The sequence below is a fragment of the Leifsonia xyli subsp. cynodontis DSM 46306 genome, from assembly GCF_000470775.1.
Lineage (GTDB): Bacteria > Actinomycetota > Actinomycetes > Actinomycetales > Microbacteriaceae > Leifsonia > Leifsonia cynodontis.
Window position 1 is genome coordinate 488,098 of sequence record NC_022438.1, and the last position, 26,211, is coordinate 514,308.

Annotated in this window: 27 protein-coding genes and 1 pseudogene; 17 read left to right on the forward strand and 11 right to left on the reverse strand. The window is 69.4% G+C overall.

Annotation, left to right across the window (positions count from 1 at the left end; genetic code table 11):
• Positions 1 to 135: 135 nt before the first annotated feature.
• From wecB to O159_RS02340, 7 genes are read right to left on the reverse strand one after another with little or no spacing between them, the layout of a single operon-like run.
• The gene (wecB, locus tag O159_RS02310; RefSeq protein WP_021754156.1) at positions 136 to 1,260 is read right to left on the reverse strand and encodes a non-hydrolyzing UDP-N-acetylglucosamine 2-epimerase; all 1,125 of its coding nucleotides are present in this window, start codon (positions 1,258 to 1,260) and stop codon (positions 136 to 138) included.
• The gene (locus O159_RS02315; RefSeq protein ID WP_021754157.1) at positions 1,257 to 2,288 is read right to left on the reverse strand and encodes a polysaccharide biosynthesis protein; all 1,032 of its coding nucleotides are present in this window, start codon (positions 2,286 to 2,288) and stop codon (positions 1,257 to 1,259) included. The genes wecB and O159_RS02315 overlap by 4 nt, the downstream gene beginning before the upstream one ends.
• Positions 2,285 to 3,190, reverse strand: a complete 906-nt coding sequence (locus O159_RS02320) for a dTDP-4-dehydrorhamnose reductase family protein (RefSeq protein ID WP_021754158.1) — start codon at positions 3,188 to 3,190, stop codon at positions 2,285 to 2,287. Before O159_RS02320 ends, O159_RS02315 begins: the two co-directional genes overlap by 4 nt.
• 11 nt (positions 3,191 to 3,201) lie before the next feature.
• On the reverse strand, positions 3,202 to 4,383 hold the full coding sequence (locus tag O159_RS02325) for a glycosyltransferase (RefSeq protein WP_021754159.1): 1,182 nt from the start codon (positions 4,381 to 4,383) through the stop codon (positions 3,202 to 3,204).
• Positions 4,361 to 5,626, reverse strand: coding sequence for a hypothetical protein (locus tag O159_RS02330; protein ID WP_021754160.1), 1,266 nt, complete (start codon positions 5,624 to 5,626; stop codon positions 4,361 to 4,363). Before O159_RS02330 ends, O159_RS02325 begins: the two co-directional genes overlap by 23 nt.
• Positions 5,623 to 5,991: a DUF2304 domain-containing protein gene (locus tag O159_RS02335; RefSeq protein WP_021754161.1), complete on the reverse strand. Its 369-nt coding sequence runs from the start codon at positions 5,989 to 5,991 to the stop codon at positions 5,623 to 5,625. Before O159_RS02335 ends, O159_RS02330 begins: the two co-directional genes overlap by 4 nt.
• 22 nt (positions 5,992 to 6,013) lie before the next feature.
• Positions 6,014 to 6,727: a glycosyltransferase family 2 protein gene (locus tag O159_RS02340; protein ID WP_021754162.1), complete on the reverse strand. Its 714-nt coding sequence runs from the start codon at positions 6,725 to 6,727 to the stop codon at positions 6,014 to 6,016.
• A 61-nt stretch (positions 6,728 to 6,788) separates the two neighbouring features.
• Between O159_RS02340 and O159_RS02345 the strand changes: the two genes are divergently transcribed.
• The 3 genes and pseudogenes from O159_RS02345 (at position 6,789) to O159_RS15475 (ending at position 9,658) form a co-directional block, all read left to right on the forward strand.
• A complete protein-coding gene (locus O159_RS02345; protein ID WP_021754163.1) occupies positions 6,789 to 7,775 on the forward strand; it encodes a glycosyltransferase family 2 protein in 987 nt (328 codons plus the stop codon).
• 112 nt (positions 7,776 to 7,887) lie between these two features.
• Positions 7,888 to 8,886: pseudogene (locus O159_RS02350) on the forward strand (IS481 family transposase).
• Positions 8,887 to 9,190: 304 nt separating this feature from the next.
• Positions 9,191 to 9,658, forward strand: coding sequence for a dienelactone hydrolase family protein (locus tag O159_RS15475; protein ID WP_236609522.1), 468 nt, complete (start codon positions 9,191 to 9,193; stop codon positions 9,656 to 9,658).
• Between the two features lie 114 nt (positions 9,659 to 9,772).
• Here the strand turns inward: O159_RS15475 and O159_RS02360 are convergent, their stop codons facing one another.
• The 3 genes from O159_RS02360 to coaA all read right to left on the reverse strand — a co-directional run bounded on the left by O159_RS02360 (position 9,773) and on the right by coaA (position 11,527).
• Positions 9,773 to 10,078 carry a helix-turn-helix domain-containing protein gene (locus tag O159_RS02360; RefSeq protein WP_021754165.1) on the reverse strand — a complete coding sequence of 102 codons (306 nt, stop codon included), beginning with the start codon at positions 10,076 to 10,078 and terminating at the stop codon, positions 9,773 to 9,775.
• 52 nt (positions 10,079 to 10,130) lie between these two features.
• A complete protein-coding gene (locus tag O159_RS02365) occupies positions 10,131 to 10,481 on the reverse strand; it encodes a helix-turn-helix domain-containing protein (RefSeq protein ID WP_021754166.1) in 351 nt (116 codons plus the stop codon).
• Positions 10,482 to 10,558: 77 nt separating this feature from the next.
• Positions 10,559 to 11,527, reverse strand: a complete 969-nt coding sequence (coaA, locus tag O159_RS02370; RefSeq protein ID WP_021754167.1) for a type I pantothenate kinase — start codon at positions 11,525 to 11,527, stop codon at positions 10,559 to 10,561.
• 43 nt (positions 11,528 to 11,570) lie between these two features.
• Between coaA and glmS the strand changes: the two genes are divergently transcribed.
• The 8 genes from glmS to O159_RS16175 all read left to right on the forward strand — a co-directional run bounded on the left by glmS (position 11,571) and on the right by O159_RS16175 (position 18,245).
• The gene (gene glmS / locus O159_RS02375; RefSeq protein ID WP_043993453.1) at positions 11,571 to 13,421 is read left to right on the forward strand and encodes a glutamine--fructose-6-phosphate transaminase (isomerizing); all 1,851 of its coding nucleotides are present in this window, start codon (positions 11,571 to 11,573) and stop codon (positions 13,419 to 13,421) included.
• Positions 13,422 to 13,426: 5 nt separating this feature from the next.
• Positions 13,427 to 13,783: a holo-ACP synthase gene (locus tag O159_RS02380; protein WP_021754169.1), complete on the forward strand. Its 357-nt coding sequence runs from the start codon at positions 13,427 to 13,429 to the stop codon at positions 13,781 to 13,783.
• Positions 13,780 to 14,895 carry an alanine racemase gene (gene alr, locus O159_RS02385; protein WP_021754170.1) on the forward strand — a complete coding sequence of 372 codons (1,116 nt, stop codon included), beginning with the start codon at positions 13,780 to 13,782 and terminating at the stop codon, positions 14,893 to 14,895. The genes O159_RS02380 and alr overlap by 4 nt, the downstream gene beginning before the upstream one ends.
• A gap of 44 nt (positions 14,896 to 14,939) precedes the next feature.
• The gene (tsaE, locus tag O159_RS02390) at positions 14,940 to 15,395 is read left to right on the forward strand and encodes a tRNA (adenosine(37)-N6)-threonylcarbamoyltransferase complex ATPase subunit type 1 TsaE (protein ID WP_144267726.1); all 456 of its coding nucleotides are present in this window, start codon (positions 14,940 to 14,942) and stop codon (positions 15,393 to 15,395) included.
• A 9-nt stretch (positions 15,396 to 15,404) separates the two neighbouring features.
• The gene (tsaB, locus tag O159_RS02395; protein WP_021754172.1) at positions 15,405 to 16,022 is read left to right on the forward strand and encodes a tRNA (adenosine(37)-N6)-threonylcarbamoyltransferase complex dimerization subunit type 1 TsaB; all 618 of its coding nucleotides are present in this window, start codon (positions 15,405 to 15,407) and stop codon (positions 16,020 to 16,022) included.
• 23 nt (positions 16,023 to 16,045) lie between these two features.
• Positions 16,046 to 16,501: a ribosomal protein S18-alanine N-acetyltransferase gene (gene rimI / locus O159_RS02400; protein ID WP_081689922.1), complete on the forward strand. Its 456-nt coding sequence runs from the start codon at positions 16,046 to 16,048 to the stop codon at positions 16,499 to 16,501.
• A complete protein-coding gene (gene tsaD, locus O159_RS02405; protein WP_021754174.1) occupies positions 16,498 to 17,580 on the forward strand; it encodes a tRNA (adenosine(37)-N6)-threonylcarbamoyltransferase complex transferase subunit TsaD in 1,083 nt (360 codons plus the stop codon). Before rimI ends, tsaD begins: the two co-directional genes overlap by 4 nt.
• Positions 17,581 to 17,693: 113 nt before the next feature.
• Positions 17,694 to 18,245, forward strand: coding sequence for a DUF4190 domain-containing protein (locus O159_RS16175; RefSeq protein WP_021754175.1), 552 nt, complete (start codon positions 17,694 to 17,696; stop codon positions 18,243 to 18,245).
• A gap of 17 nt (positions 18,246 to 18,262) precedes the next feature.
• Here the strand turns inward: O159_RS16175 and O159_RS02415 are convergent, their stop codons facing one another.
• The gene (locus O159_RS02415) at positions 18,263 to 19,450 is read right to left on the reverse strand and encodes a class I SAM-dependent methyltransferase (protein ID WP_021754176.1); all 1,188 of its coding nucleotides are present in this window, start codon (positions 19,448 to 19,450) and stop codon (positions 18,263 to 18,265) included.
• Positions 19,451 to 19,573: 123 nt separating this feature from the next.
• On the opposite strand from O159_RS02415, the gene groES reads away from it, so the two are divergent.
• The 6 genes from groES (at position 19,574) to O159_RS02445 (ending at position 26,160) form a co-directional block, all read left to right on the forward strand.
• A complete protein-coding gene (gene groES, locus O159_RS02420; RefSeq protein WP_021754177.1) occupies positions 19,574 to 19,870 on the forward strand; it encodes a co-chaperone GroES in 297 nt (98 codons plus the stop codon).
• Positions 19,871 to 20,135: 265 nt separating this feature from the next.
• On the forward strand, positions 20,136 to 21,638 hold the full coding sequence (gene guaB, locus O159_RS02425) for an IMP dehydrogenase (RefSeq protein ID WP_021754178.1): 1,503 nt from the start codon (positions 20,136 to 20,138) through the stop codon (positions 21,636 to 21,638).
• Between the two features lie 62 nt (positions 21,639 to 21,700).
• A complete protein-coding gene (locus O159_RS02430; protein WP_021754179.1) occupies positions 21,701 to 22,495 on the forward strand; it encodes an alpha/beta hydrolase in 795 nt (264 codons plus the stop codon).
• Positions 22,496 to 22,510: 15 nt separating this feature from the next.
• Positions 22,511 to 23,629 carry a GuaB3 family IMP dehydrogenase-related protein gene (locus O159_RS02435; RefSeq protein ID WP_021754180.1) on the forward strand — a complete coding sequence of 373 codons (1,119 nt, stop codon included), beginning with the start codon at positions 22,511 to 22,513 and terminating at the stop codon, positions 23,627 to 23,629.
• Between the two features lie 35 nt (positions 23,630 to 23,664).
• On the forward strand, positions 23,665 to 25,515 hold the full coding sequence (locus tag O159_RS02440) for a glycerol-3-phosphate dehydrogenase/oxidase (RefSeq protein ID WP_043993454.1): 1,851 nt from the start codon (positions 23,665 to 23,667) through the stop codon (positions 25,513 to 25,515).
• A 114-nt stretch (positions 25,516 to 25,629) separates the two neighbouring features.
• Positions 25,630 to 26,160 (forward strand): cation:proton antiporter regulatory subunit, encoded by a 531-nt coding sequence (locus tag O159_RS02445; RefSeq protein ID WP_021754182.1) that lies wholly within the window; start codon positions 25,630 to 25,632, stop codon positions 26,158 to 26,160.
• Positions 26,161 to 26,211 lie beyond the last annotated feature (51 nt).

The window sequence follows — 26,211 nt, forward strand, 5'->3', positions numbered from 1 at the left end:
GCGAGCGAGCGGAGCGAAAGCCCCTCGTGCTCGCTCATTCCGGAGCTGTGCGCAGACAAGCCCGCGCACAGCTCCGGAATCAGTCCGGTCAGGCCAGCCGTGGCCTTCTTCCGCTCCCCCTGAGCGGGCCGGGGGTCAGCGGCGGATTCCTGCCCATTCGTGGTGCCGGCCCATCGTGGACAGGAGGAAGCGGATGACGCGCTGAGAGCTGTTCCCTACGAGGTACTCGGCCGGAACCTCCCGGGCGATGTCCGACTCCTCGGTCACCTCTTCGATGGCGGCGATGACCTCGTCCGCCTTCAGCCCGCTCATCACGATGGCTCCGGCGTCCAGGGCTTCCGGGCGCTCCATCGAGTCACGGATGGTGATGGCGGGGAAGTCGAGGATGGCCGACTCCTCGCTGATCGTCCCGCTGTCGGACAGAACGCAGCGCGCGCTGCGCTGCAACTGGCAGTAGTCGAAGAAACCGAATGGCGGGTGGAAGTGGACACCGTCGAGCGCCTGGAAGTACGGGAGGGCCTCCAGACGATTGCGGGTGCGTGGGTGGGTGGAGACGAGCACCGGCAGACCCCAGCGCTCCCGAACGGCCGCGAGGGCGTCCAGCAGTTCGCGAAGGCGTTCCGGCGAGTCGACGTTCTCCTGACGGTGGGCGCTGACGAGGAAGAACTCGCCGGGCGCGACGCCGAGGCGCTCAAGAGTGTCAGACCCCTCGATGCGGGGGAGGTAGTGGTCGATGACTTCTTTCATCGGAGAGCCGGTGACCAGAATGCGACGCGGGTGCAGTCCCTCGGCAAGGAGGTTCCGCCGCGCGTGCTCGGTATAGGCCAGGTTGAAGTCGGCGACGTGATCGACCATCCGCCGGTTGGTCTCCTCCGGCACGTTCTCATCGAAGGAGCGGTTCCCGGCCTCCATGTGGTAGGTCGGGATGTGCATCCGTTTGGCGACGAGTGCGGCGATCGCACTGTTCGTGTCTCCGAGAATCAGGACGGCGTCGGGTTCGACCTCGGCGAAGATCGTCTCGCTCTTGCGGATGGTCTCTGCCATGACGGCGCCGAGACTCGAGGTGTCGACGTTCAGGTAGTGGTCCGGCTGGCGGATGCCCAGGTCCTCGAAGAACACGTCGTTCAGCTGCCGGTCGTGGTTCTGACCGGTGTGGACGAGGATGTGGTCCACCCGCTCATCCAGTTTGGGGATGATGCGCGAGAGCCGGATGATCTCCGGCCGGGTGCCGACGACCGTGAGGACTTTCGGGGCCGTCATCCCAGCTGTGCCCGGAACTGCTGGATTTCCGGCAGAGTGAGGAGCAGACGCTCCACACCGGCGACGTCGAGGCGTTCGGTGTTGTGCGAGGTGTACGACTCGGTGGGCGCGCCGTGATCGGCTCCCTCCTCGAAGTACGGCGTGTAGTCGAGCGAGCGGGTGTCGAGCGGCACGCGGAAGTAGCCGCCGCGGTCTTCCGCCTTGGCCATCTCCTCGGACCCGAGGAGGGACTCGTAGAGCTTCTCGCCGTGGCGCACGCCGATGACATCCACGTCGGGCATCGGAACGCCGATCACGTTCGCCACCGCTTCGAGGAGGACGGCGACGGTGCTCGCTGGCGCTTTCCGCACGAAGAGGTCTCCGCTCGTCGCCTGGGTGAAAGCGTACTCGACCAGGTCGACCGACTGCGCCAGCGACATCAGGAACCGCGTCATCTCCGGATCGGTGACCGTGACGTTCTGGCCGGTCGTCAGCTGTTTGATGAACAATGGGATGACCGAACCGCGCGAGTACATCACATTGCCGTAGCGGGTCACGGAGACGACGGTCTCCGTGTCGAGGTTCTCGCGGGCCATCGCGAAGGCGGTCTTCTCCATGAGCGCTTTGGTCATGCCCATCGCGTTGATCGGGTAGACGGCCTTGTCGGTGCTGAGGCAGACGACCGACTTCGCTTGGTGCTCGATGGCGGCGCGGATGACATTGCCGCTGCCGGTGATGTTGGTCGCGACGACCTCGAGCGGGAAGAACTCGCCGGAGGGGACCTGTTTCAGCGCCGCCGCGTGGAAGACGTGGTCGCTTCCTTTGATCGCGCGGGTCACACTCAGCGAGTCGCGGACGTCGCCGATGTAGAAACGCATCCGGGAATCGTTGACCTCATGGCGCAATGCGTCCTGCTTGGACTCGTCACGGCTGAAAATGCGGATCTCGCCGACATCGCGGCTGAGCAGATGGCGCGCCATCGTCGATCCGAATGAGCCGGTGCCACCGGTGATGGTGACGATGGAGCCTTCGATCTTGCGTACGGTCATGAGTCTCTTTCGATGGATTCGGACGCGAGCGTTCTGACCATCGTCTCGATGGTCGGGATCTCGTCGTAGCCTGCGTCACGCCACAGAGTGGCGTTGACATCGGGGTGGATGGTGGTGAGGGTCCTGTCGACGGGGGTCCCGGTCTCGACGGGCAGGACGGAGACGTCCTCGCGGCCGTAGGCGGACAGGATCAGCCGGGAGAGGGCGTCTTTGTCGACGCTGTCGGCTGGCACGAGGTGGCGGGTTCCGCTGAGCGTGCTCCCTGTCTGGACGATGCCGGCGGCGATCGCCGCGAAGACATCCGTGGTGACGCCGTTCCACCGGTGGTCGAGGTAGCCGTTGAAGGTCGATCCCGGCTCGTGGGCGAGCACCCATTCCAGGAGCGAGTCGCGGCTCTTCTGCTCCGGACCGATGATCGAGCAGCGCAGGTTGAGGAAGTGGTCTCCGGGAACTTCGCCCAGACTCTTGGACTGGCCGTAGACGTCGGTCGCATCGTGGGCCGCCGTCTCGTCGTAGCCGCCCGTCTGGCCCGAGTAGACGCAGTCGGTGGCGATCTGGATGACGCGCACATTCCGCTCTCCGGCCGCGCGCGCGAGCGCGTAGGGGAGTTCAGCGTTGATCTTGATGGCGTTGTAGCGGTCCCCAGCGTCATCGTCGCGGAGACGGTGTTTGATCAGCCCGATGCAGTTGATGACGTAGTCGCCGGACGAGAATCCTTCAAGCAGCCCCGAGGGGTCGTCGGTGAAGGCGTCGAAGAGCCGGTGGCGATCTCTCCGGCCGGCGGGAACGAGAGCGAGATCCCGCACTGTTCCGGTGACATCGTGGCCGCTCCTGCGGAGGATCGAGGTGACGGTGCTCCCGAGCATTCCGGTCGCACCCAGAACGAGTACTCGCGCAGACATAATGCTCGATCCTACCGCACCGATTCCAGTGTCCTCTCGAAGCCGATCGCCGCGGACTCCTTGGAGAAGGCGGTCATCACGAACTCGCGCTGCCTCGCTCCGATCGCGGCCCGCTCCTCGGCGGGGAGGGCGGCGACGGAGATCGCACGTTCGACGACATCGGCCGGTCCCTCCGCCCAGGTGACGCCGGCCGTGTCCCCGACGACGCCGCGCAATCCCCGCAGCGAGGTGGAGACGGCGGGAACTCCGGCCGCCATGTATTGCAGCACCTTGTGCGGAAGCGCGACATCGGTGAGCAGCTGTGGCCGGAAGGGGTTGATGGCGACGTCGCCCGCTGCGAGATAGCCGGGCAGGTCGGCGTAGGGGATGACACCGGTGAAGATGACCTGTGACGGAAGGCCCAGCTCGACTGTGCGCCGGCGCAATTCGCCGTCGAGCTCACCCCCTCCGATATAGAGGAGCTTCAGCCTCGGATTCTCACGAAGGTGCGCCGCGGCTTTCTCGAGCACGATGTCCAGGCCGGAGAACCCGAAGAAGCTTCCCATGTACACGATGACCTTGTCGTTCGCCTCGAGTCCGAGCGTTTCCCGGACGTCGGGCTTCGCGTCGGCGAAGTGGCTCAGGTCGACGGGTGGCAGGTCCACGGAGACGGGCCCGGTCCGGCCGGCGAGGTCCACGCAGTACTCGGCCATCGCGGGATTGTTCGCGGAGATCAGGTCGGCGGTCGCATAGATGTGCCGTTCGGCCCGGCGGATCAGCGGACTGACCGGGGAGGTGCGGATCTGGTGGGAGACGTCCAGGGCGCGGAAAACGACGGGGACTCCGGCCCGTTTGGCGATGCTGACGGCCTGCCAACCGGTCGTCGGGACAGCGTAGAGGACGACGACATCGTAGCGGCCGGTTGTGATCTCCCGGCGGAGGCCCGGCAGGTTCAGGAGGGGGGCCGCGTAGCGCTCGACGGGGCGGCCGCCGAAGGTCGGCGGGGTGATCAGCTCGATCTCGGCGTCGGGATAGGCGCGGCCGGGGATGCGCCGCCGTGTCGTCTTCAGGGATCGGCTCGGTGTCACCGGCGCCTCCGGATAGTGGAAGAACGAGACATCGTGCCCTCGGAGCGCGAGAAGCTCCGGAAACTCGTGCATCTCGTAGATCACCTTGTCGAGATAGTTCACTTCATGGACGAACAGTATGCGCACCGGACTCTCCCTGAAAATCCCGGGACAGCGGCGCCCGCCGTCCGAACAGATAGATGAGGTGGACGGCCAGGCCAGCAGCCGGGCCGATCGCGACGGCAAGGCTCGCGCGCTCGAACAGGCCGCCGGGGAGCAGCAGTGCGAGGGCCGTCGCCCCGGCCGCTGTGATCCAGCCCGCGGTGAAGACGGTGTGGCTGCCCTGGACGAGGACGGCGGGCGCGGAGATGCAGATCGCCGAGACGAGCGCCGAGGTCGCCACGAGCACGGCGATGAGCCAGGCGGGGGGCACGGGCTGCCCCGGGAAGAGAAGGGAGAAGACCGGTTCGCCGAGGAGGAGGCCCAGGAGACCGAGGACGCCTCCTGCGGCCAGTGTCAGGCCCAGCAGAGCGCTCAGCGCGCGCCGGGGGTTCGGCGACTGCCGGAAGAAGACGATCAAGTAGCTCTGCAAGGCCATCGCCACGACGATCAACGGGGAACGGGTCAGCGTTGAGACCAGGAGGAGAAGTCCGAGCGCGGTCGAGGAGGCGTGTGGCGAGGTCACCGTGAGCAGCAGGGGAAATCCGCTGACGAGCACCCCCATAGCGGCGGCGGCGGCAACGGTCCGTGCCGAGTTCCACGCGAGCGTGCGATAGCCGGCGTCCAGCTGGAACCGATCGCCGAGAACCGTCCGCGACAGGAGGCCGACGATGAGGACCGCGACCGGGATGGGCGCGCACGCCGCCCAGGCGAGCAGGACCGGGTCGTGGCTGAACACGAGCGTCAGCCCGACCGAGAGAAGGCGGCCGACGCCCTCGATGGTCATGAGCGCGAAGATCAGACGCCAGTGGGACGCCGCGTAGAGCGTGCCGGCCAGCACCGCCAGGAAGACGTAGCTCACACAACCGGTGACGAGCGGCCAGAGCAAGGCGCCTCGCGCTCCGAACACGGCGCTCGCCCACAAGGGCGAGGTCGCCGCGATCGCCGCGGCCGAGGTGAGGGCCGCCCCGGTGGCGAAGAGCGCCGATCGGGGGGCTCGCCGGCCGGGGACGCGGGGGATGGTCGCTCGCGTCGTTTCCTGCTGGATTCCCGACAGCGCCGCTATGGCGAGGAAGAGCGCCGACCAGAACACCGCGAACGAGGCGTAGGGGCCGACTCCGATTGCGCGAGGCACCAGCCAGGTGATGACGTACCCGGCGACGCCCACGAGCGCGGTGGCGACCAGGATCAGCAGGAAGCCGGGGCTCCTCCGCTCTCCGCTTTCGCTCACGAGCCGGTGGACTCGTCGTGTGCTTCGAGCTGCTTGAGCCGCAGCTCCAGCAGGGCGCTCTGCTCCGCCAGGAGACGGGTCTGCGCTTCCAGGCGGGTGAGCTCCGAGCTGTTCTGAATGCACACCAGGAACAGGATCGCGACGCTCACGAAGAAGATGAGGTTCGTCGGCACCGCCACGCCGACGACCGCGGAGGCCCAGGCCAGCGTCGATGGGAAGACTCCGACGATCAGCGCCAGGACGCCCGCGACCAGCCACCAGATCGCGTGCCGTTCGCGCAGCCGGCGCCGGCGCATCATCTCGATGACCACGGCGAGCGTGATGAGGGCGGACGTGATACCGAGTAAGTAGCTTGCGAGACTCATCAGATGGCGATTTCCTTTTCGGTCACCACGACCGTGGGCGGAGCAGGGCGAACACCAGCGCCATGCCGGCGCGCCCGAGATAGATCGCCGACTTGAGCGGATTGTGCGAAGGCGTCCCTGTCGTCCGCCGTCGCATGGAGACCGGGAGCTGAGCGATGCGGCAGCCGGAGCGCGCGGCGATCACGAGCGATTCGATGGTGTCCCCGAGATACTCGGCCGGATAGTGATCGGCGAAGATCCGCACGGCCTTCGGGCCGCTGGCACGGAACCCGGAGGTGGTGTCCGTCAGCTTCGTCTTCGCGACCCGGGAGAGCACGGAGGCCAAAAAGAGCATCGCCCAGCGGCGTGGACCCCGGACCTCGTAGTCCCCTTCGCCGGCGAATCGTGCGCCGAGCACGATGTCATGGGACTCCAGGGCTGCGACGAGGCTCGGGACGCTGGCCGGATCGTGCTGTCCGTCCGAATCCACTTGCACGACATTGTCGAAGCCGTTCTTGAGCGCGTAGACGAAGCCCAGGCGCATTGCGCCGCCGACGCCGATGTTGTATGGGAGGGAGGCCACCAGGGCGCCGGCGGCTTCGGCTCGCTCTGCGGTCCTGTCGGTCGAGCCGTCGTCGACGACGAGACAGGCGACGCCGGGGAGCTTGTCGCGCACTTCCCTCACGACCTCTGCGACGGAGCCCTCTTCATTGAGCGCGGGCATCACGATGAGGGTGCGCGCAAGCGGATCGGTCATAGGAGACGAGTCTATCGAACCTCGCAGAGCGCAGACGGGCACCCGCGACTAGGATGACAGGATGCGCGCAAAACCCGGACCAGCGGTCTCTGTCGCGCTCTGCACCCGGAATGGCGAGCGATTCGTCCGTGCGCAGGTCGAGAGCATTCTCTCCCAGGACCCCGCGATCAGTGAGCTGGTGGTCTCCGACGACGGTTCGACCGACCGCACCCTCTCGATCGTCGAGGAGACGGTGCGAGGCAGCGGCGCGGCCGTCGTGCTGCGCATCCTGCGCAACAACGAGCCCCTCGGTGTGACGGCCAACTTCGAGCAGGCGATCGCGGCGTGCAGCGGAGAGCTCATCGCGCTGAGCGACCAGGACGATGTCTGGCACGCCGGCCGGCTGGCCGCTGTGCTCCCGCTCTTCGACCATGCGCGAGTGCAGCTCGTGCATACTGACGCCCGCCTGGTCGGCTCAGCCGGGGAGCCGCTCGGCGGCACCCTCTTCGGCGCTCTGGAGATTGCCTCCGGGCTCGTGGCGGAGGAGAACGACGGGGACGCCCTCGGAGTCCTCCTCCGGCGCAACACCGTGACCGGTGCGACCACCGTTCTGCGTGCGGGTCTGGTGGAGCGTGCCCGCCCCTTCCCCGACGCCTGGGTCCACGACGAGTGGCTGGCCGTGTGCGCCGCGATCGTCGGCGCTGTCCGCTGCCTCCCGCGGACCACGATCGACTATCGTCAGCACGGCGGCAATCAGATCGGGGTGAAGCGTCCCACCCTCGGGTACAAGGTCTCGCGGGTCTTCGAACCGGGAGGGGCCCGCCAGGAGCGGCTGGGCCTCCAGTTCGCTCAGCTCGCCGCCCGCGTCGATGCGTTCCCCGAACTCTCCGAGGGCGACCGCGACCGGATCGGGCAGAAAGCGGAGTTCGAGTCCGCGCGTTCGCGCCTGCCGGTGAATCGCCTCGCCCGGCTGGCGCCGCTGCGCCGCCTGGTTCGCGGCGGCCGATACGGACGCTACGCCAGCCAGGGGCGCCTGGACGTCGTCCGGGACCTGCTTCGGGCCCCCTAGGTGTGCTGCTCAGGGACGTTGGTTGAGGTGTGACGCGATAGATGGGTGAGGACCTCCCGGTCGAGAGTGGGGCTGTCTAGTTTCCCTGCACTCGATGACTTAGGAGGTCCTCGTGACCCACGCTAATGCTGCTTTGACTCCTCGCGAATGCCTCCGCCTGGCCCGCCAAGTCGTCGACGACGGCTGGTCCGTTGCTGCGGCGGCGACCTACTTCCGAGTGTCCTGACGCACCGCGGACCGATGGGCTCGTCGTTACGTGGAGATGGGCGAGGCGGGAATGCTGGACCGTTCGTCACGGCCGCATCACAGCCCGAACAAGACCCCGCGAAGACTGGTCCGCAAGGTCGTGCATCTGCGGTGGAAGAAGCGGCTGGGACCAGTCGGTATCGGCGCCCAGCTCGGCATGCCCGCCTCGACCGTTCACACGGTCCTCTCCCGGTGCCGGATCAATCGGCCCAGCCACGTCGACGTCCGCACCGGCGAACCCGCCCGCCGCTACGAGCACGAGCATCCCGGATCGATGATCCACGTCGACATCAAGAAACTCGGCAACATCCCCGACGGTGGCGGCTGGCGCTACGTCGGACGTCTCCAGGGAGAGCGGAACAAGGCCATCACCGCGAAGCGGACCGGGAAACACGGGATCACCGGCGACATGATCACCGGCACAGCGTTCGTTCATACCGTCATCGACGATCACTCCCGTGTCGCTTACGCCGAGATCCACGACGACGAAACCGCCGCCACTGCAATCGCTGTTCTGCGTCGAGCGGTCGGCTGGTTCGCCAGCCGTGGCGTCACCGTCGAACAGGTGCTCTCCGACAACGGCTCCGCATACCGCTCATACGCCTGGCGCGACGCTTGCGCCGAGCTCAGCATCCAACCGAAACGCACCCGGCCCTACCATCCGCAGACGAACGGCAAGATCGAACGCTTCCACCGCACCCTCGCCGACGGCTGGGCATACGCCCGGCACTACAACTCCGAATCAGCCCGCCGCAACGCACTCCCGGCCTGGCTGCACTCCTACAATCACCACAGGCCCCACACCGCCATCGGCAGCCAGCCACCCATCAGCAGATTGACCAACGTCCCTGAGAAACACACCTAGGTCTCTCGGCCTCGTGATTCCCGTCACCTCCCGGCGACGACTCGACGGACTCGATGAGCGCCGGTTCGTCCTCGATCGGATCCCCGGCATTCTGTGGACGCCCCCATCGGCATCGCGCTCCGAACCCGCGCCACTGATTCTGGCCGCACAGCCCCCTGGAGCCGTCGGCATCGATCAGAGCCATGAGCGTGTCCTCGGACGTGCTCGCCGCGCCGCGCAGGCCGGCTTCGCAACCGCCACCATCGAACTCCCCGGCAGCGGAGCGCGACCCCAGCCGCCCGGGGTAGAGCTGGCTCGCGCCGAGATGCGTCAAGCGATCGCGGCCGGCGAATCGGTTTCCGGCGACATCGTCGATCGGCTGGTTCTCCCGCTCGTCCAGGCGGCAGTGCCCGAGTGGCGGGCCGTCCTGGACGCACTGCTCGAACGGCCAGAGCTCCGGGGTCCCGTCGGCTACTCGGGCGGCCTGATCTCGATCGGCGTCCAGCTGGCGGCGGTTGAGCCCCGCATCTCGGCCGCGACGCTCTTCGCGGGGAGCTTCGTGCCCCGGTCCATCGTGGAGGTGGCTCGGCGGGTCACGATTCCGCTGTACGTCCTCTTGCAGTGGGACGATGAGGGAAACGACCGGCGAACGGCTCTCGACCTCTTCGACGCGTTCGGTTCGCGGGAGAAGACGCTGAACGCGAACATGGGCGGTCACAGGGGCGTTCCGTCCCACGCGGGCGAGGAGGCCACCCGGTTCTTCTCCCGGCACCTGAACGCCCCTGCGGGCTGAGGCGCGGGCCGGTGTGGACGGACGCTCTGGGACGCATGCGAATGCTCCGCTGACCGTCTCCTGGGCTTCCTCCGGCTAGTCCGCGCCGGGGCTCTGCGTCCCGCGCGCCCTCTCCTACTCGCGGAGGAATTCCCCGACCGTGTATTTGCGGTATTTGCGGTATTTGCGGCGTTTCGGCTCCCGTTTGACCGGGGCGAGGCCGGCGAGGAGATCGGCCGGGTCGATCTGCAGGGTGGCGCAGACATGCACGATCGTCTCGAGCGTGGGATTGGCGGCGCCGCGCTCCAGGCGGCCGTAGTTCGCCAGATCGACCTCGCAGAGCGCTGCGGCGTCCTGCTGGGAGATCCCGAGCGCCACGCGGTGCGCACGCAGTCGCGAGCCGAGAAGACGAGCGGCCTCGGATCGTGGAGCATTCATCATTTCAGCCTTCTCGGCACGGACTTGCCAGACCAGAGCGCAAGCGCCCGGGGCCTCAGGAGCTGGGGTCTTCGCGCCCTTTGTCCACGTCGCTCCGATCGTCGCGCTCCGCGGCCGCCCGCGCCTCGAGGAAGTCGGTCACGGAGTAGGCGTGCTCGCGGTCGGGCAGCATCCCGTCTCCGTAGAGGCCCTGCACGAGTCCCGTGGGATCGACGTCGAGGGCGGTCGCGAGACGGACGATCGTGTGCAGCTCCGAGTTCGCCTCGCCGCGCTCGACCCGTCCGTAGTTGGTCACATGCATCGCGGCGAGGTTCGCGATGTCCTCCTGGCTCATGCCGATGGCGAGGCGGGCTTGACGGATGCGCTGCCCGAAGAGCTCGGCGGCATGTGAGCGAGGAGTACCCATGCCTCATGACTACGCGATGTATGCCACATAGGCCAGAGTTTTAGTTACTCATGCTTTTTTGCCCGAGGCTTTGATGCCTAAAGTTTTCGCAGCAGTACAGAGGAGACGGTGTGATCGGCGTCCTTCCGCAAGACCAGCTTCGCCCGCGAACGGGTCGGCCGGATGTTCTGTGTGAGGTTCGGTTCGTTGATGTCCGCCCAGATGGCCGCCGCCCGCGCCCGCGCCTCCTCCTCGGTGAGCGAGGCGTAACGATGGAAGTAGGACTTCGGGTTGGCGAACGCGCCGCGTTGCAGGGTGAGAAACCGCTCCTGGTACCAGCGGGCGATGTCCCGGGTCCGCGCGTCCACGTAGACGCTGAAATCGAACAGATCGCTCACAGCGAGCCGGGTGCCGCCGCCCGCGGGCTGTAGCACGGTGAGCCCCTCGACGATGAGGACATCGGGCTGCCGGACGACGATCTCGGCGTCGGGCACGATGTCGTAGCTCAGATGCGAGTAGAACGGCGCGCGGACCTCCCGCGCTCCGCTCTTGACGGCGGTGACGAACCGCAGCAGAGCGCGGCGGTCGTAGGACTCCGGGAATCCCTTGCGCTGCATCAGGCCGCGGCGTTCCAGCTCGGCGTTCGGCAGCAGGAAGCCGTCGGTGGTGACCAGCTCGACGCGTGGGGTGTCGTCCCAGCGCGACAGCAGCTCGCGCAGCAGGCGGGCGATCGTCGACTTGCCGACCGCGACGGAGCCGGCGACGCCGATCACGAACGGGGTCGCCTGCGCTCGCTCCCCGAGGAAGTCGCTGGTGACCCGGTGGAGCTGACAGGCTCCGCCCACATAGAGATTGAGCAGCCGGCTGAGCGGAAGGTAGACCTCCTCCACCTCGCGCATGTCCAGCGGATCGCCGAGACCGCGCAACTGCACGATCTCGGCTTCCTGGAGGGGGAGCCGGGTGCTCTGGGCGAGCTCTGCCCAATCCGCACGGCCCAGCTCCACGAAAGGGGTGCTCGAGTCGCCGCCGGTCATCGTTCCGCCGCGAGCGGCGCCGTTCTCAGCCATCAAAGAACAAGTCTACGGTCTGCCCCGGGTTAGAATCGGGCCCATGTGTGGAATCGTGGGATACGTCGGCACGGACAAGAGCCTCGAGGTGCTGCTCGGCGGGCTGAAGCGGCTGGAGTACCGCGGGTACGACTCCGCCGGCATCGCCGTGATCGCCCCCGACGGCAGCCTCGCCACAGCGAAGAAAGCCGGCAAGCTGGCCGCGCTCACTGACGAGCTGCGGCAGCACCCGGTCCCCGACGGCGGAACCGGTATCGGCCACACCCGCTGGGCGACGCACGGCGGCCCCACGGACCGGAACGCCCATCCGCACCTGGGCGATGACGGCCGTCTGGCCGTCATCCACAATGGCATCATCGAGAACTTCGCGACGCTCAGGGACGAGCTGCTCGCCGAGGGATTCGCCTTCGAGTCGGAGACCGACACCGAGGTCGCGGCCATGCTGCTCGGTCGCGAGTACCGCGCCGCCGGCAGCCTCAGCGAGGCGTTCCAGCGCGTCGTGTCGCGGCTGGAGGGCGCCTTCACCCTGCTCGCGCTGCACCAGGACCAGCCGCACGTCGTCGTGGGCGCTCGCCGCAACTCGCCGCTGGTCATCGGTCTCGGCGAGGGGGAGAACTTCCTCGGCTCCGATGTGGCTGCGTTCGTGGAGCACACGCAGCGGGCGCTCGCGATCGGCCAGGACCAGATCGTGACCATCACGCCGGAGCAGGTGACGGTCACCGACTTCGCCGGCGCTCCGGTCGAGGTCGAGCCGTTCGACGTGGCGTGGGACGCGACGGCGGCGGAGAAGGGCGGCTGGCCGTCGTTCATGGCGAAGGAGATCGCCGAGGAGCCGGATGCCGTCGCCAACACCCTGCGTGGCCGTGCGGCCGATGGCGCCGTCCACATCCCGGAACTGGACGCTCTGGGAGACGAGTTCTTCCTCGCCATCGACCGGATCACGATCGTGGCCTGCGGCACCGCCGCTTACGCGGGGCTGGTGGGCAGCTATGCCATCGAGAAATGGGCGCGCGTCCCGGTCACCGTCGAGCTCAGCCACGAGTTCCGCTACCGAGAGCCGGTCATCTCCGACGGAACGCTGATCGTCTCGATCAGCCAGTCGGGCGAGACGATGGACACCCTGATGGCCGTCAAGTACGCCCGCGAGGCCGGGGCCAAGGCGATCTCGGTCTGCAACACCCAGGGCGCGACCATCCCGCGCGAGTCGGACGCGGCGCTGTACACGCATGCCGGTCCGGAGGTCGCCGTCGCCTCGACCAAAGCTTTCGTCGCGCAGATCGCCGCGCTGTATCTGTTCGGCCTCTCCCTCGCGCGCGTGCGCGGCACCCTGAGCGCCGCGCAGCAGCGGGACGCGGTGGCCGAGCTCATCGCCGTGCCGGCAAAGATCGGGGCCGTGCTGGAGTCGAAGGACACCATCGCCCAGCTCGCACACTGGATGTCCGACACCCGCTCGGTGCTGTTCCTCGGCCGCCACGTCGGCTACCCGATCGCCCTGGAGGGGGCGCTCAAGCTCAAAGAGCTCGCGTACATCCACGCCGAGGGCTTTGCGGCAGGCGAGCTGAAGCACGGCCCGATCGCGCTGATCGAGCCCGGTCAGCCGGTGTTCGTCGTCGTGCCCTCGCCGCGCTGGTCGGACGAGCTGCACAAGAAAGTCGTCTCGAACATCCAGGAGATCCGGGCCCGCGGCGCCCGCGTCATCGCGATCGCTGAGGCGGGGGACGCCGCCGTGCTGCCCTTCGCCGACGAGGTCATCCGGATTCCGCTCGCCGCCCCGCTGTTCGAGCCGCTGCTGAGCGTCATCCCGCTGCAGATCTTCGCCATGGAGCTCGCGGCCGCCAAAGGCCTCGACGTCGACCAGCCGCGCAATCTGGCCAAGTCGGTCACGGTCGAGTAGCCGCCGTGATCGCCGGCATCGGCGTCGACGTCGTGGACCTCGCACGCTTCGAGCGTTCGCTGGCCCGCACACCGGCGCTCCGGGACCGCCTCTTCACTGAGGCCGAGCGTGGGCTGCCCGTTCACTCTCTGGCTGCGCGGTTCGCGGCCAAAGAGGCGCTCATCAAAGCGCTGGGCGGCTCCGAGGGCGTGCGCTGGCACGACCTGGAGATCGTGTCCGACGAGGAGAGGAACCCCGCTTTCGTGCTGCGCAATGTGGTCGAGCGCCAGGTTCTCGAGCGAGGCATCGCGCACATCCATGTGTCGATGTCGCACGACGCCGGGATCGCGACAGCGTTCGTGGTGCTGGAGCGGGACTCGTGAGCGCTCCCTTCCGCGAGCTCGTCGTCGACCTCGACGCGGTGAGCGCGAATGTCGCGCGCCTGCGCGAGAAGGCCGGGACTGCCCACCTGATGGCGGTCGTGAAGGCGGACGCCTACGGCCACGGGGCCGTCGAGTCCGCTCGCGCCGCGCTCGCCGGGGGCGCGGACTGGCTTGGTGTGGCCGATCTCTCCGAGGCGTCGCAGCTGCGGGCCGCCGGGATCGATGCGCCCATGCTCGCGTGGCTCCACGACCCGGACGAGGACTTCGTCGCGGCCGTCGCGGCCGGAGTGGACATCGGGGTCTCCTCGCTCGCCCACCTGGAGGCGGCGGCAGCGGCCGGCGGCGGCCCCGCCTTCGTCCAGCTCAAGCTGGAGACCGGGCTCAGCCGCAACGGCCTCCCCGAGGAGCAGTGGGAGGCTGTGTTCGCCCGCGCGCGCGAGCTCGAGAGAAACGGGCGGATTGTGGTCCGCGGCGTCTTCAGCCACCTCTCCAACGCTTCGCCCGCGGAGGACCGCGTCGCCATCGCAGCCTACGAGCGCGGCCTCGCCCGCGCCGAGGCCGCCGGACTCGCGCCGGAGCTGCGGCACATCGCCGCGAGCGCGGCTGCGGTCAGCCTGCCGGAGTCGCGGTTCACCCTGGTCCGGCTCGGTCTCGCGATCTACGGCCTCAGCCCTTTCGGCGCCGCCTCCGCCGCCGAGCTCGGGCTGCGCCCGGCGCTGACGCTGCGGGCGCGCGTCGCCGCCGTCCGCCGCGTTCCTGCCGGGAAGGGCGTGTCCTACGACTACACGTACCGCACCGAGCGCGAGACCACGCTCGCGCTTGTCCCCGTCGGCTACGGCGACGGCCTCCCGCGTCACGCTTCCAGCCGCGGCCCGGTGTCGATCGGCGGCGAGCGCTTCCGCGTCTCCGGGCGCATCGCGATGGATCAGTTCGTCGTGGATGTCGGCGACGCGCCGGTGGCCGTCGGCGATGAGGTCGTGTTGTTCGGCGATCCGGCCTTCGGCGTCCCCGGTGCGGACGACTGGGCGGCGGCCGCCGACACGATCACCTACGAGATCGTCACGCGCCTGGGCGGCCGGCTCCGCCGCACGTTCCGCGGCGGCCCGGCGTGAGCGGCCGTGTGCTGGGCCCTCGTGTCGTCCCGACCAGCGCGGCCATGCACGAGCTCGGCCGCGAACTCGCTGGGACGCTGCGTGCGGGCGATCTCGTCGTGCTCACCGGGCCGCTCGGCGCCGGCAAGACGACCCTCACCCGCGGCCTCGGCGAGGGCCTGGGTGTGCGCGGGCCGGTGACGAGCCCCACTTTCGTGCTCGCCCGGACCCACCCGAGCCTCGTCGGCGGCGCGCCGCTCGTGCATGTCGACGCCTACCGGCTCGGCAGCGCCCTGGAGCTGGACGACCTCGACCTCGACTTCGCGCACTCGATCGTGGTGGTCGAGTGGGGGAACGGGATGCTGGACGGTGTGGCCGAGTCGTGGCTGGAAGTCGTCATCGAGCGGCCCACCGGCGCGCGCGCCGACGGGCCGGGCGACGGCGATCCCGCGCTGGACGCCGACGAACCGCGCACCGTCACCCTGACCGGATTCGGTCCGCGCTGGTCCGATCCTGCCTAGGCTGGTCCTATGCTGCTCGCCATCGACACCTCCGCCGGCACGAGCGTCGCGGTGGTCGATCGGGACGGTGTGCTCGCCGATGTCGTGGAGACCGACACCAGGCGGCACGCCGAGGTCGTCGGCGTCCTCGTCTCGGCTGCCCTGGACACCGCGGGCATCGCCCCGGCCGCGCTCTCCTGCGTCGTGGCCGGCATGGGGCCCGGGCCGTTCACCGGCCTCCGGGTCGGCATCGCCGCGGCCAAAGCGTTCGCCTTCGGCCTCGGCCGGGCGTTCCTCCCCGTCGTCAGCCACGACGCGGTGGCCTTCGAGCGTTACGGCGCCGGTCACGAGGGACCGCTGCTCGTGGTCACCGACGCACGCCGCCGCGAGCGCTACTGGACAGCGTATTCCGGTGTGGGGGCGTCCGGGCTCCCGGTGCGCTTCGACGGCCCGGGGCTCGGCAAGCCCGACGCGCTCCCGCATCCCGGGATCCCGCGGTTCGACGCCGGGGCGGTCTCGGCCGGCCGGCTCGGGATGCTGGCAGAGCTGCGCCTCGCGGACGCTCTCCCATTCGACGCCGATGAGCCCCTCTATCTGCGCTCGCCCGATGTCACCCCGTCCGCGGGCACGAAGCGGGTGACCGCGTGACCTGGCAGCTGCGTCGCGCCGGTATGGAGGATGTGCCGGCGATCATGGAGTTGGAACGCGGCACATTCGTCTCCGATGCGTGGTCCGAGTACACCATGCTCGCGGAGGTGACCGGCGAGCACAGGCACTACCTCGTCGCCTTCCCGCCCGGCGAGCCCGCCCGCATCGACGCCTACGCCGGGCTGCTCGCGCCGCGCGGCTCGGGCGAGGGCGATATCCAGACCGTCGCGGTGGCGCCCCGCGCCCGCCGGCGCGGTCTCGGCCGCACGCTCCTGCTGGCCCTGATCGGCGAGGCGCGCAAGCGCGGCGCACGCAAGGTCTTCCTCGAGGTCCGGGCCGACAATCCCGGCGCGCGATCCCTCTACCTCGAACTCGGCTTCGAGGAGATCGGTGTGCGCCCGCAGTACTACCAGCCGGACGGGGTGGACGCGATCGTGATGCGGCTGACCGTCCCGAGCACGGAGACCGCCCCGGCATGAACCGCACAGCGCCGACGGAGGACGGCCCTCTCGTCCTCGGCATCGAGACCTCCTGCGACGAGACCGGCATCGGCATCGTCCGTGGCACCACGCTGCTCGCCAATGTGATCGCGTCTTCGATGGAGGAGCACGCGCGTTACGGCGGCGTCGTGCCCGAGGTCGCGGCCCGCGCCCACCTCGAAGCACTGCCCCCGACGCTCCGGACCGCCGTGGCCGACGCCGGCGTCGACCTGGCCGCCGTGGACGCCGTGGCCGTGACGAGCGGGCCGGGTCTCTCCGGGGCGCTCATGGTCGGCGTCGGCGCTGCGAAGGCGCTCGCGCTCTCCCTCGGCAAACCGCTGTACGCCGTGAACCACCTCGTCGGCCATGTCGGCGCGGATCTGCTGGACGCGGACGGCGGGCACGGGCATCCCGTGGAGCTGCCGACTGTCGCGTTGCTGGTCTCCGGCGGGCACACCTCGCTGCTGCTCGTGCGCGACCTCGTCTCCGATGTCGAGCTGCTGGGCGAGACGATCGACGACGCGGCGGGGGAGGCGTTCGACAAGGTCGCCCGGCTCCTGGGCCTGCCCTACCCGGGCGGACCGCAGATCGATCGCGTCGCCGCCGCGGGCGATCCCCGCGCCATCCGGTTCCCGCGCGGGCTCACGAAGCCGCAGTACCTCGAACGGCATCGCTACGACTTCTCGTTCTCGGGGGTGAAGACCGCCGTCGCGCGCTGGGTCGAGAAGCGGCAGGACGCCGGAGAGGAGGTCCCTGTCGCCGACGTCGCCGCGTCCTTCCGCGAGGCGGTGGCGGATGTGCTGCTCACGAAGGCCATCGCCGCGTGCCTCGACCATGGCGTCCCCCGGCTGCTGCTCGGCGGCGGCGTCGTGGCCAACGCGCGCGTGCGGCAGCTCGCGGCGGAGCGGGCCGCAGCGGTGGGGGTGGAGCTGCGCATCCCCGCGCTCTCGCTCTGCACCGACAACGGCGCGATGATCGCCGCTCTCGGCGCTCAGCTCATCATGGCCGGGCACGAGCCGAGCGGGCTCGGCTTCGGGGCCGACTCGACGCTGCCGGTCACCGATATCCAGGTGGTTTGAGGCGGAGGCCCAGACGCGCCGGGCGCTCCGTTGACACACCGGTGCTGCGCTGCGAGCATAGATGTGTACAGCATTTTCTCAGCTAGACGTTACACGCAAGGAGATGGGCAACCATGACCGACCCGAACGCACACGCCGGACCGACCGAGCCCGAAGCGACCGAGGGGGCCGTCCCGCCCGCCGCTGCTCCGCCGGTTCCACCGGCCCCGCCCGCGTCCGCCGGCGACATCCCTCTGGCCCCTTCTGCTCCCGCGGTCGATGTTCCGCCCGCGCCGCCGGTCGCCCCGGCCAGCGCGCCGGTGCCGCCGCCGGCTCCGGGCTACGCGCAGCAGCCGTATGGCCAGCCGCAACAGCCGTACGGCCAGCCCGCCCCCGACTACGCGCAGCCCTACGGCGCGCCGGCCGCCAAATCGCCGATCCTCAGCATCCTGTCGCTCGTCGGGGGCATCGTCGGCATCGTGCTCACGTTCGCCTGGGGCATCGGATTCCTGTTCGGGGTCGTCGCGATCGTGCTCGGTTTCCTCGGCCGCACCAAGGAGCCGCAGGCTCGCGGCTTCTGGCTGACGGGAATCATCCTGGGCTTCGTTTCGGTGTTCATCGCGATCGTCTTCTGGATCGCCCTCGCCATCTTCTTCGCGAGCTTGTCCAGCTACAGCACGTACTGAGCCCGGCCAGCGGGCGTTCAGAGCCGCTCGGCCAGCAGCGCAGTGTGCCGTCCGGCGATCCTGGTGAGGACCAGGGTCGCCGAGCGGTCGCCCGCGAGTCCGAGCCGCTTCCGGAGCGCGGCGGGGTCCACATCCACGCCGCGCTTTTTGATTTCGAGGGTTCCGATCCCCCGCTTGCGGAGCGCGCGTTTGAGGTCGCGTTCCGCGTAGGGTAGCTGCTCCTGGATGCGGAACCCGGCGGCGAACGGGGTCTCGTGCCGCTCGTCGCCGGTGATGTATGCGATTCCATCGGCGAGCATCCGGCCGCCCAGACTCCGTGCCAGGTCTCCGATGAGCCGGGCTCGGATGACCGTGCCGTCCGGCTCGTAGAGGTACTCGCCGAGGTCGCCCGTCCCGGCGTCCTCGCTGTCGGCCGCCGCCGTCAGTTCGTGCGTCTTGTCGCCGCGCAGCACGAGCGCCGCGCGCCGGATGCCGGGGCGGGCCAGCGCGCCGAACCACAGTCCCAGCTCGACCGCCTGGCCGGCGGCGGACACCCACTGCGCCTCCGCCGCCGAGGGGATGCGGTCGCGGTCGAACCCCGGTCCGAGTTTCAGCCCGACCGGGCGGGTGGTCGCCAGTTCGTAGGCGAACCCCAGCGATGGCGTGTAGTCGCCGGGGTTGGTCAGGCGCTCGGTCTGCGTGTGCCCGGCCGTCCGCCGGGCGGGGTCGAGGTAGACCGCGCCGGCCCCGCGCAGATCGGCGTCTTCGGCGCGGCCGTGCCGAACGGTCGCGGACGGGAAGGGCGCCAGGTTGAACGCGGCGATGGCGGCGGTCACCTCGTCGGCCTCGACCGCCGTGACCTCGATCTCCAGGGCCGCGATCGCGAGAGCGTCGCCGCCGATCCCGCAGCCGAGGTCCGCCACCGTGCCGAGGCCCGCCGCACGGAACCGTCCGGCGTGCTGCGCCGCGACCGGCAGGCGGGTCGCCTGCTCCAGCCCGGCTTCGGTGAACAGCATCCTGTCTGCGAACTCGCCGAATTTGGCCGCGGCCTTCCGGCGCAGCTTCCCCTGCGTCAGCACGGCCGCGACGAGCCCGGGGGAGTGGCTGGCTCTGCGGAGGGCGGTGACCGTCCGCAGCACGTCCTCCTCGGTCCGGGCGGGCGGGAGGGCGTCGAGCAGCCGCAGCCCCTCGGGGCTCAGCAGCTCGACGAGTTCGGACCGGTCCATAGTCCTCACGCTACCGTTTGGCACTCACGTTGCGTGACTGCTAACGCACCCCCTAGACTCGTCCTTAGCACTCTCGCTGCGAGGGTGCTAACCCAAGCCTTAGGTACAAGAAAGAGGTCAACCGTGTCGGTCTCCATCAAGCCGCTCGAAGATCGCATCGTCATCAAGCAGGTCGAGGCGGAGCAGACAACCGCCTCCGGTCTGGTCATCCCGGACACCGCCAAGGAGAAGCCCCAGGAGGGCGAGGTCGTCGCCGTCGGGCCCGGTCGCATCGACGACAACGGCAACCGCGTCCCGCTCGATGTCGCCGTCGGCGACAAGGTGATCTACTCCAAGTACGGCGGAACCGAGGTCAAGCTGGGCGTCGAGGATTACCTCGTCCTCTCGGCCCGCGACGTGCTCGCGGTCGTCGTTCGCTGACGTTCCTCTCTCGTCGCGAAGGCCCGGATGCTCCGCGCATCCGGGCCTTCGCCGTCCCCGGGCCTCTCTGGACCCTCCTGCTGAGGGCCTGGTCGGCGCTGCTCATCCTGAGGCCGGCCTCGTCGTCGCTGCGCGCCAGAGCCGCCGGCAGGCCGCGCGGGACAGGGCGACGATCGAGTGAGCCGGACTGCGAGCCGGAATCTTCGCCCAGCTTCTGACGTTACGATGAGACATCCACTCTCGCGCACCACGGAATAGGGGTGAAATGGATCAGGCGGATCCGTTCGGCTTCATCGGTTTGACCTACGACGATGTCATGCTCCTTCCCGGGCACACCGACGTCATCCCGAGCGAGGCGGACACGTCGACGTTCTTGACCAGGCGGGTCCGCATGGCCTCACCCCTGCTGTCCAGCGCGATGGACACAGTGACCGAGGCGCGGATGGGCGTGGCGATGGCGCGTCACGGCGGCATCGGCATCATCCACCGCAATCTCTCGATCGACGATCAGGCGACCCAGGTCGACAAGGTCAAGCGCTCCGAGTCGGGCATGATCACGAACCCCGTGACCACCACCGCCGAGGCGACGGTCGAGGAAGTCGACCAGCTCTGCGGCCAGTTCCGCGTCTCCGGCCTCCCCGTCGTGGAGGGCGACGGCACGCTCGTGGGCATCATCACCAATCGCGACATGCGGTTCGTGTCGCCGTCCGACCGCTCGACCGCTCTGGTGCGCGAGGTGATGACCCGCCAGCCGCTGATCACCGCTCCGGTGGGCATCGACCCGGACGCCGCGGTCGCCATCTTCGCCGAACGCAAGATCGAGAAGCTCCCGCTGGTGGACGCCGACGGCAAGCTCCGCGGCCTCATCACCGTCAAAGACTTCGACAAGAGCGAGAAGTACCCCAACGCCACCAAGGACGACGACGGCCGCCTGCGCATCGGCGCGGCGATCGGTTTCTTCGGCGATGCGTGGGAACGCGCTATGACCCTCGTCGACGCCGATGTGGACGTGATCGTGGTCGACACCGCGAACGGCGACTCTGCCGGGGTGCTCGACATGGTCCGCCGGCTCAAGAACGAGCCGCGCGCCGCGCACGTCGACGTCATCGGCGGCAATGTGGCGACCCGTTCGGGGGCGCAAGCCCTTGTGGACGCGGGGGCGGACGCGATCAAGGTCGGCGTCGGCCCCGGCTCCATCTGCACCACCCGCGTGGTCGCGGGCGTCGGCGTCCCGCAGGTGACAGCGGTCTACGAGGCGTCGAGGGCGGCGCGAGAGGCCGGTGTCCCGGTCATCGCCGACGGCGGGCTCCAGTACTCGGGTGACATCGCGAAGGCCCTCGTGGCCGGCGCGGACAGTGTGATGCTCGGCTCCCTGCTGGCGGGCACCTCCGAGTCTCCGGGCGAGCTGGTGTTCGTCGGCGGCAAGCAGTTCAAGAACTACCGTGGGATGGGGTCTCTCGGTGCGTTGCAGACGCGCGGCAAGAAGACCTCGTACTCGCGCGATCGCTACTTCCAGGCGGACGTCCCGGGCGACGAGCAGCTGATCGCCGAGGGCATCGAGGGGCAGGTCCCGTTCCGCGGTCCGCTCGGCGCGGTCGCCTACCAGCTGGTCGGCGGCCTGCGGCAGTCGATGTTCTACGTCGGCGCGCGCAGCATCCCGGAGCTCAAGGAGCGCGGCCGGTTCGTCCGCATCACCGCGGCCGGGCTGAAAGAGTCGCACCCGCACGACATCCAGATGGTCGTGGAGGCCCCGAACTACCGGCGCTGACACCGCGCGCGTCCGGAAGCCGCCGTTCCCGTCCCGGGAGCGGCGGCCTCTACGCTGGTGGGATGCGGACACTGTCTCCCCTGAAGCGCCTTACGCACGTCCTCGTCGCCCTCGTGGCCGTCTTCGCGCTCATCGTCGTCGGGTTCCTCGCCTGGGCGTCCACTCCGATGATGGGCACGCGTTCGGCGGCGCTGGAGGTGTGGCGCGACCCGGCGGTGAGCGTCCGGGACGCCGGCGGCTCGGTCGTCCTCAGCCCGGCCAGTGCGCCGTCGGGAACCGGACTCGTGTTCATCCCCGGCGCCCGTGTCGATCCGTACGCCTACCTCTTCAAGCTCTCCGGCGTCGTAGCGGAGACGGGCGTCACGGTGGTCGTCGCCAAGCCGACGCTGAACCTCGCCTTCTTCGACCAGCGCCCCCTCTCCGCTTTCACGGAGGCGGCTCCGGGGATGAGCCACTGGAATGTCGGCGGGCACTCGCTCGGCGGGGTGCGCGCCTGCCAGCTCGCGGAGACGCCGGGGGTGGAGGGACTCGTCCTCTTCGGCAGCTACTGCGCGAACGATGTCTCGGCGACCTCCCTGCGCGTCCTCTCTCTCGGCGGCTCGAATGACTGCCTCAGCACTCCGGGGAAGATCGCCGCCGCCGCGCACCTGCTCCCGCCGGACGCGACCTTTGTGGAGATCCCCGGGATGGATCACGCGCAGTTCGGCGACTGCGCCGCGACGATCGGCGACGCGGAGGCACGCGGCGCGCTCACGGCCGCGCTCGCGACGATCCTCTCGCCACACCGCGATCTCCTCGAGCCGGGAACGACGACCTCGCCGGACGCCACGAGATTTCCCAGCACCCCGGGTGTCTAGACTGAACGCGTGAGTATGGAGATCGAGATCGGGCGCGCCAAGCGCGCACGCCGCGTTTACGCCTTCGACGACGTCGCTGTGGTGCCCAGCCGTCGCACCCGTGACCCGGAGGACGTCTCGGTCTCCTGGACGATCGACGCCTACCAGTTCTCCGTGCCCTTCCTGGCCGCCCCGATGGACTCGGTGGTCTCCCCGGCGACGGCGATCGCGATGGGCAGGCTCGGCGGTCTGGGCGTGCTCGACCTCGAGGGCCTCTGGACCCGCTACGAGGACCCGGAGCCGCTGCTCGCCGAGATCCGCGAGCTGTCCGCGGGGAAGGCCACCCGTCGGATGCAGGAGATCTACTCCGCGCCCATCCGGCCCGAGCTGGTGACGAAGCGCCTGGCGGAGATCCGCGCGGGCGGCGTCACCGTCGCGGGCGCGCTCTCGCCGCAGCGCACGCAGGAGCTTTACCAGACGGTCGTCGAGGCCGGCGTCGACCTGTTCGTGATCCGCGGCACCACCGTCTCGGCCGAGCATGTCTCGAAGAACGCCGAGCTGCTGAACTTGAAGAAGTTCATCTACGAACTGGATGTGCCGGTCATCGTCGGCGGGGCCGCCACCTACACGGCGGCGCTGCATCTGATGCGCACCGGAGCGGCCGGTGTGCTCGTCGGCTTCGGCGGCGGCGCGGCCTCCACGACCCGCTCGACCCTCGGCATCCACGCGCCGATGGCCACCGCCGTCGCCGATGTCGCCGGCGCCCGCCGCGACTACATGGACGAGTCGGGCGGCCGCTATGTGCATGTCATCGCCGACGGCGGCCTCGGCAGCTCTGGCGACATCGTCAAGGCGATCGCCTGCGGGGCCGACGCCGTGATGCTCGGCTCGACGCTCGCCCGCGCCACCGATGCGCCCGGCGGCGGCTGGCACTGGGGCGCCGAGGCGCACCACCCGCACCTGCCGCGCGGCACCCGCGTCCAGGTCGGGCATGTCGCCCCGCTCGAGGAGATCCTCTACGGTCCCGCACCGGTGGCCGAGGGGACTGCGAATCTCGTGGGAGCATTGCGCCGCAGCATGGCGACGACGGGATACTCGGATCTGAAGGAGTTCCAGCGCGTCGAAGTGGTCGTCGCGCCCTACCAATCGCACTAGGTTCCGGCCCCTCGCGGCCGGGGAGGGAGAGCACGATGGCGACAACATCCCCGTCCAACTCAGCGCAGTCCTCGGCTGTGTCCGCTCCATCGCGACTCGGCCCCGCCGAACGGGCCGCCGCGATCGCGGCGCTGAAGGACACCGAACTCGACATCCTGGTCGTGGGCGGCGGCATCGTCGGCACCGGCAGCGCGGTGGACGCCGTCACCCGCGGTCTGAGCGTGGGGCTGGTGGAGGCGCGCGACTTCGCTTCGGGCACCTCCAGCCGGTCGTCCAAGCTCGTCCACGGCGGCATCCGGTACCTGGAGCAGCTGGACTTCGGCCTCGTGCGCGAGGCGCTCATCGAGCGCGGTCTGCTGCTCCAGCGGATCGCGCCCCACCTCGTGAAGCCGGTGCGGTTCCTGTACCCGCTGCACAAGCGAGTGTGGGAGCGCTTCTACATCGGCGCCGGGATGATGCTGTACGACATCTTCTCCTACACCGGTCTGCGCCCGCCGGGAGTCCCGCACCACCGCCACCTCAGCCGACGCCAGGTGCTCAGAGCCATCCCGAGCCTGACGCCGAACGCCCTGGTGGGCGGCATCACCTATTACGACGCGCAGGTCGACGACGCCCGCTACGTGGCCACCCTCGCCCGCACCGCGGCGCACTACGGCGCCCGGGTCGCCGCCCGCGTCCGGGTCGAGGGCTTCGTCAAGGTCGGCGAGCGCGTCGTCGGCGTGCGGGCGCGCGATCTGGAGACGGACGAACGGTTCGAGATCCGCGCCAAGCAGGTCGTGAACGCGACCGGCGTCTGGACGGACGACACCCAGGCGATGGTGGGGGAGCGCGGTCAGTTCAAGGTGCGCGCCTCGAAGGGCATCCACCTCGTCGTTCCGCGCGACCGCTTCCAGTCGAAGATGGGTCTGCTGCTGCGCACCGAGAAGAGCGTGCTGTTCGTGATCCCGTGGGGCCGGCACTGGCTCATCGGCACGACCGACACCGACTGGAACCTCGACAAGGCCCACCCGGCGGCGACCGCGGCCGACATCGACTACTTGCTGGCCCACGTCAACGAAGTGCTCAACGTCCCCCTCACCCGCGAGGACGTGGAGGGTGTCTACGCCGGCCTCCGCCCGCTTCTGGCGGGAGAGTCGGAGGAGACCTCGAAACTCTCCCGCGAGCACCTCGTGGCGCATTCCGTGCCCGGGCTCGTCGTGATCGCGGGCGGCAAGTGGACGACCTACCGTGTGATGGCGAAGGACGCGATCGACGCCGCCGTGGACGCGCTCGACGGCAAGATCCCGGCCAGCGCCACAATGGAGATCGCGCTCGTCGGAGCCGAAGGCTACCAGGCCGCCTGGAACAGCCGCGGCCGCATCGCGCGGGAGAGCGGCCTCCATCCCGCCCGCATCGAGCGCTTCCTCAACCGCTATGGGACGATGACCGGCGACATCCTGGCGCTCATCCGCGAAGACCCGGCGCTCGCCGAACCGCTCCCGGGCGCCGACGACTACGTGGCCGCCGAGGTCGTCTACGCCGCCTCCCACGAGGGCGCCCTGCACCTCGAAGACGTCCTCGCCCGCCGCACCCGTATCTCCATCGAAGCCTGGGACCGCGGCGCCTCGGCGGCGCCCGTCGCCGCATCCCTGATGGCCAGGGTGCTCGGCTGGGACAGGGCCCGCGAAGAACGCGAGGTGCAGACCTACCTGCTGCGCGTCGCCGCCGAACGCGAGAGCCAGCTTCAGCCCGATGACGAATCCGCCGACCGCGTGCGGCTCGAAGCGCCGGACATCGTGGCGGTGGACGCCGCGGCCGAGACCGGGTCCGCGGCGAAAGCGCCGCGGACGGCAGCAGCGTCCCGGACGGCAGCAGCGCCGCGGACGCCCAAGGAGCCTAAGGGGTAGCCGCTCGACGGGCGGCCTCACCGCGCGCTCCCCCTGGCGGATCGCTGTCTCCGTGGACGTTCCGTGCCTCCGGTAGGCTGGAACCCAGTGCCCGCGACGGATGGAGACAGGGAAATGGTTGACGTTCGACGGGTCAAACTGCCCGGGGTCGGGGTGTTGCACACCTTTGTGACGGATGACGGCGGCAAGGTGGGCGTGATCGCGCACCGGTCCGGGCACAGCGACTTGATCACGTTCTCGGACTACGAAGACGGCTCCGATGTGACGAAGGTCTCGTTGCGCCTGAACGAGGACGAGGCGCACACACTGGCCGAACTGCTCGGCGGCACGCAGATCACCGAATCGCTGACCGCCCTCGACCAGATCCCGGGGCTCAGCATCGACTGGTTCACCGTCGACTACGAGGACTACATCGCCGGGCAGCAGCTCGGCGCTCCCGGCGATCGCGGTGTCGTCGGCCTCACCGTCGTCGCCGTCGTGCGCGGGGACTCGGCCAGCCCCGCGCCCGCGCCCGACTTCAAGGTCTTCCCGGGCGACACCCTCGTCGTCGCCGGGACGCCGGAGAAGGTCGCCAAGGCCTTCGCACTCTTCCGGACAGGCGAGACCGCCCTCCGGGCCGCCGCCGACGCTCCGCCCGGAGGCTGATCCATGCATCTCGGCGAAGACCTCATCATTCTGGGCCTCCTGCTGCTCGTC

Coding starts and splice junctions, on each gene's coding strand:
- wecB (WP_021754156.1), bottom strand. CDS start 1,260: ATGACGGCCCCGAAAGTCCTCACGGTCGTCGGCACCCGGCCGGAGATC.
- O159_RS02315 (WP_021754157.1), bottom strand. CDS start 2,288: ATGACCGTACGCAAGATCGAAGGCTCCATCGTCACCATCACCGGTGGC.
- O159_RS02320 (WP_021754158.1), bottom strand. CDS start 3,190: ATGTCTGCGCGAGTACTCGTTCTGGGTGCGACCGGAATGCTCGGGAGC.
- O159_RS02335 (WP_021754161.1), bottom strand. CDS start 5,991: ATGAGTCTCGCAAGCTACTTACTCGGTATCACGTCCGCCCTCATCACG.
- O159_RS02340 (WP_021754162.1), bottom strand. CDS start 6,727: ATGACCGATCCGCTTGCGCGCACCCTCATCGTGATGCCCGCGCTCAAT.
- O159_RS02345 (WP_021754163.1), top strand. CDS start 6,789: ATGCGCGCAAAACCCGGACCAGCGGTCTCTGTCGCGCTCTGCACCCGG.
- O159_RS15475 (WP_236609522.1), top strand. CDS start 9,191: ATGCGTCAAGCGATCGCGGCCGGCGAATCGGTTTCCGGCGACATCGTC.
- O159_RS02360 (WP_021754165.1), bottom strand. CDS start 10,078: ATGATGAATGCTCCACGATCCGAGGCCGCTCGTCTTCTCGGCTCGCGA.
- O159_RS02365 (WP_021754166.1), bottom strand. CDS start 10,481: ATGGGTACTCCTCGCTCACATGCCGCCGAGCTCTTCGGGCAGCGCATC.
- coaA (WP_021754167.1), bottom strand. CDS start 11,527: ATGGCTGAGAACGGCGCCGCTCGCGGCGGAACGATGACCGGCGGCGAC.
- glmS (WP_043993453.1), top strand. CDS start 11,571: ATGTGTGGAATCGTGGGATACGTCGGCACGGACAAGAGCCTCGAGGTG.
- tsaE (WP_144267726.1), top strand. CDS start 14,940: ATGCACGAGCTCGGCCGCGAACTCGCTGGGACGCTGCGTGCGGGCGAT.
- tsaB (WP_021754172.1), top strand. CDS start 15,405: ATGCTGCTCGCCATCGACACCTCCGCCGGCACGAGCGTCGCGGTGGTC.
- rimI (WP_081689922.1), top strand. CDS start 16,046: ATGGAGGATGTGCCGGCGATCATGGAGTTGGAACGCGGCACATTCGTC.
- tsaD (WP_021754174.1), top strand. CDS start 16,498: ATGAACCGCACAGCGCCGACGGAGGACGGCCCTCTCGTCCTCGGCATC.
- O159_RS16175 (WP_021754175.1), top strand. CDS start 17,694: ATGACCGACCCGAACGCACACGCCGGACCGACCGAGCCCGAAGCGACC.
- O159_RS02415 (WP_021754176.1), bottom strand. CDS start 19,450: ATGGACCGGTCCGAACTCGTCGAGCTGCTGAGCCCCGAGGGGCTGCGG.
- guaB (WP_021754178.1), top strand. CDS start 20,136: ATGGATCAGGCGGATCCGTTCGGCTTCATCGGTTTGACCTACGACGAT.
- O159_RS02430 (WP_021754179.1), top strand. CDS start 21,701: ATGCGGACACTGTCTCCCCTGAAGCGCCTTACGCACGTCCTCGTCGCC.
- O159_RS02435 (WP_021754180.1), top strand. CDS start 22,511: ATGGAGATCGAGATCGGGCGCGCCAAGCGCGCACGCCGCGTTTACGCC.
- O159_RS02440 (WP_043993454.1), top strand. CDS start 23,665: ATGGCGACAACATCCCCGTCCAACTCAGCGCAGTCCTCGGCTGTGTCC.
- O159_RS02445 (WP_021754182.1), top strand. CDS start 25,630: ATGGTTGACGTTCGACGGGTCAAACTGCCCGGGGTCGGGGTGTTGCAC.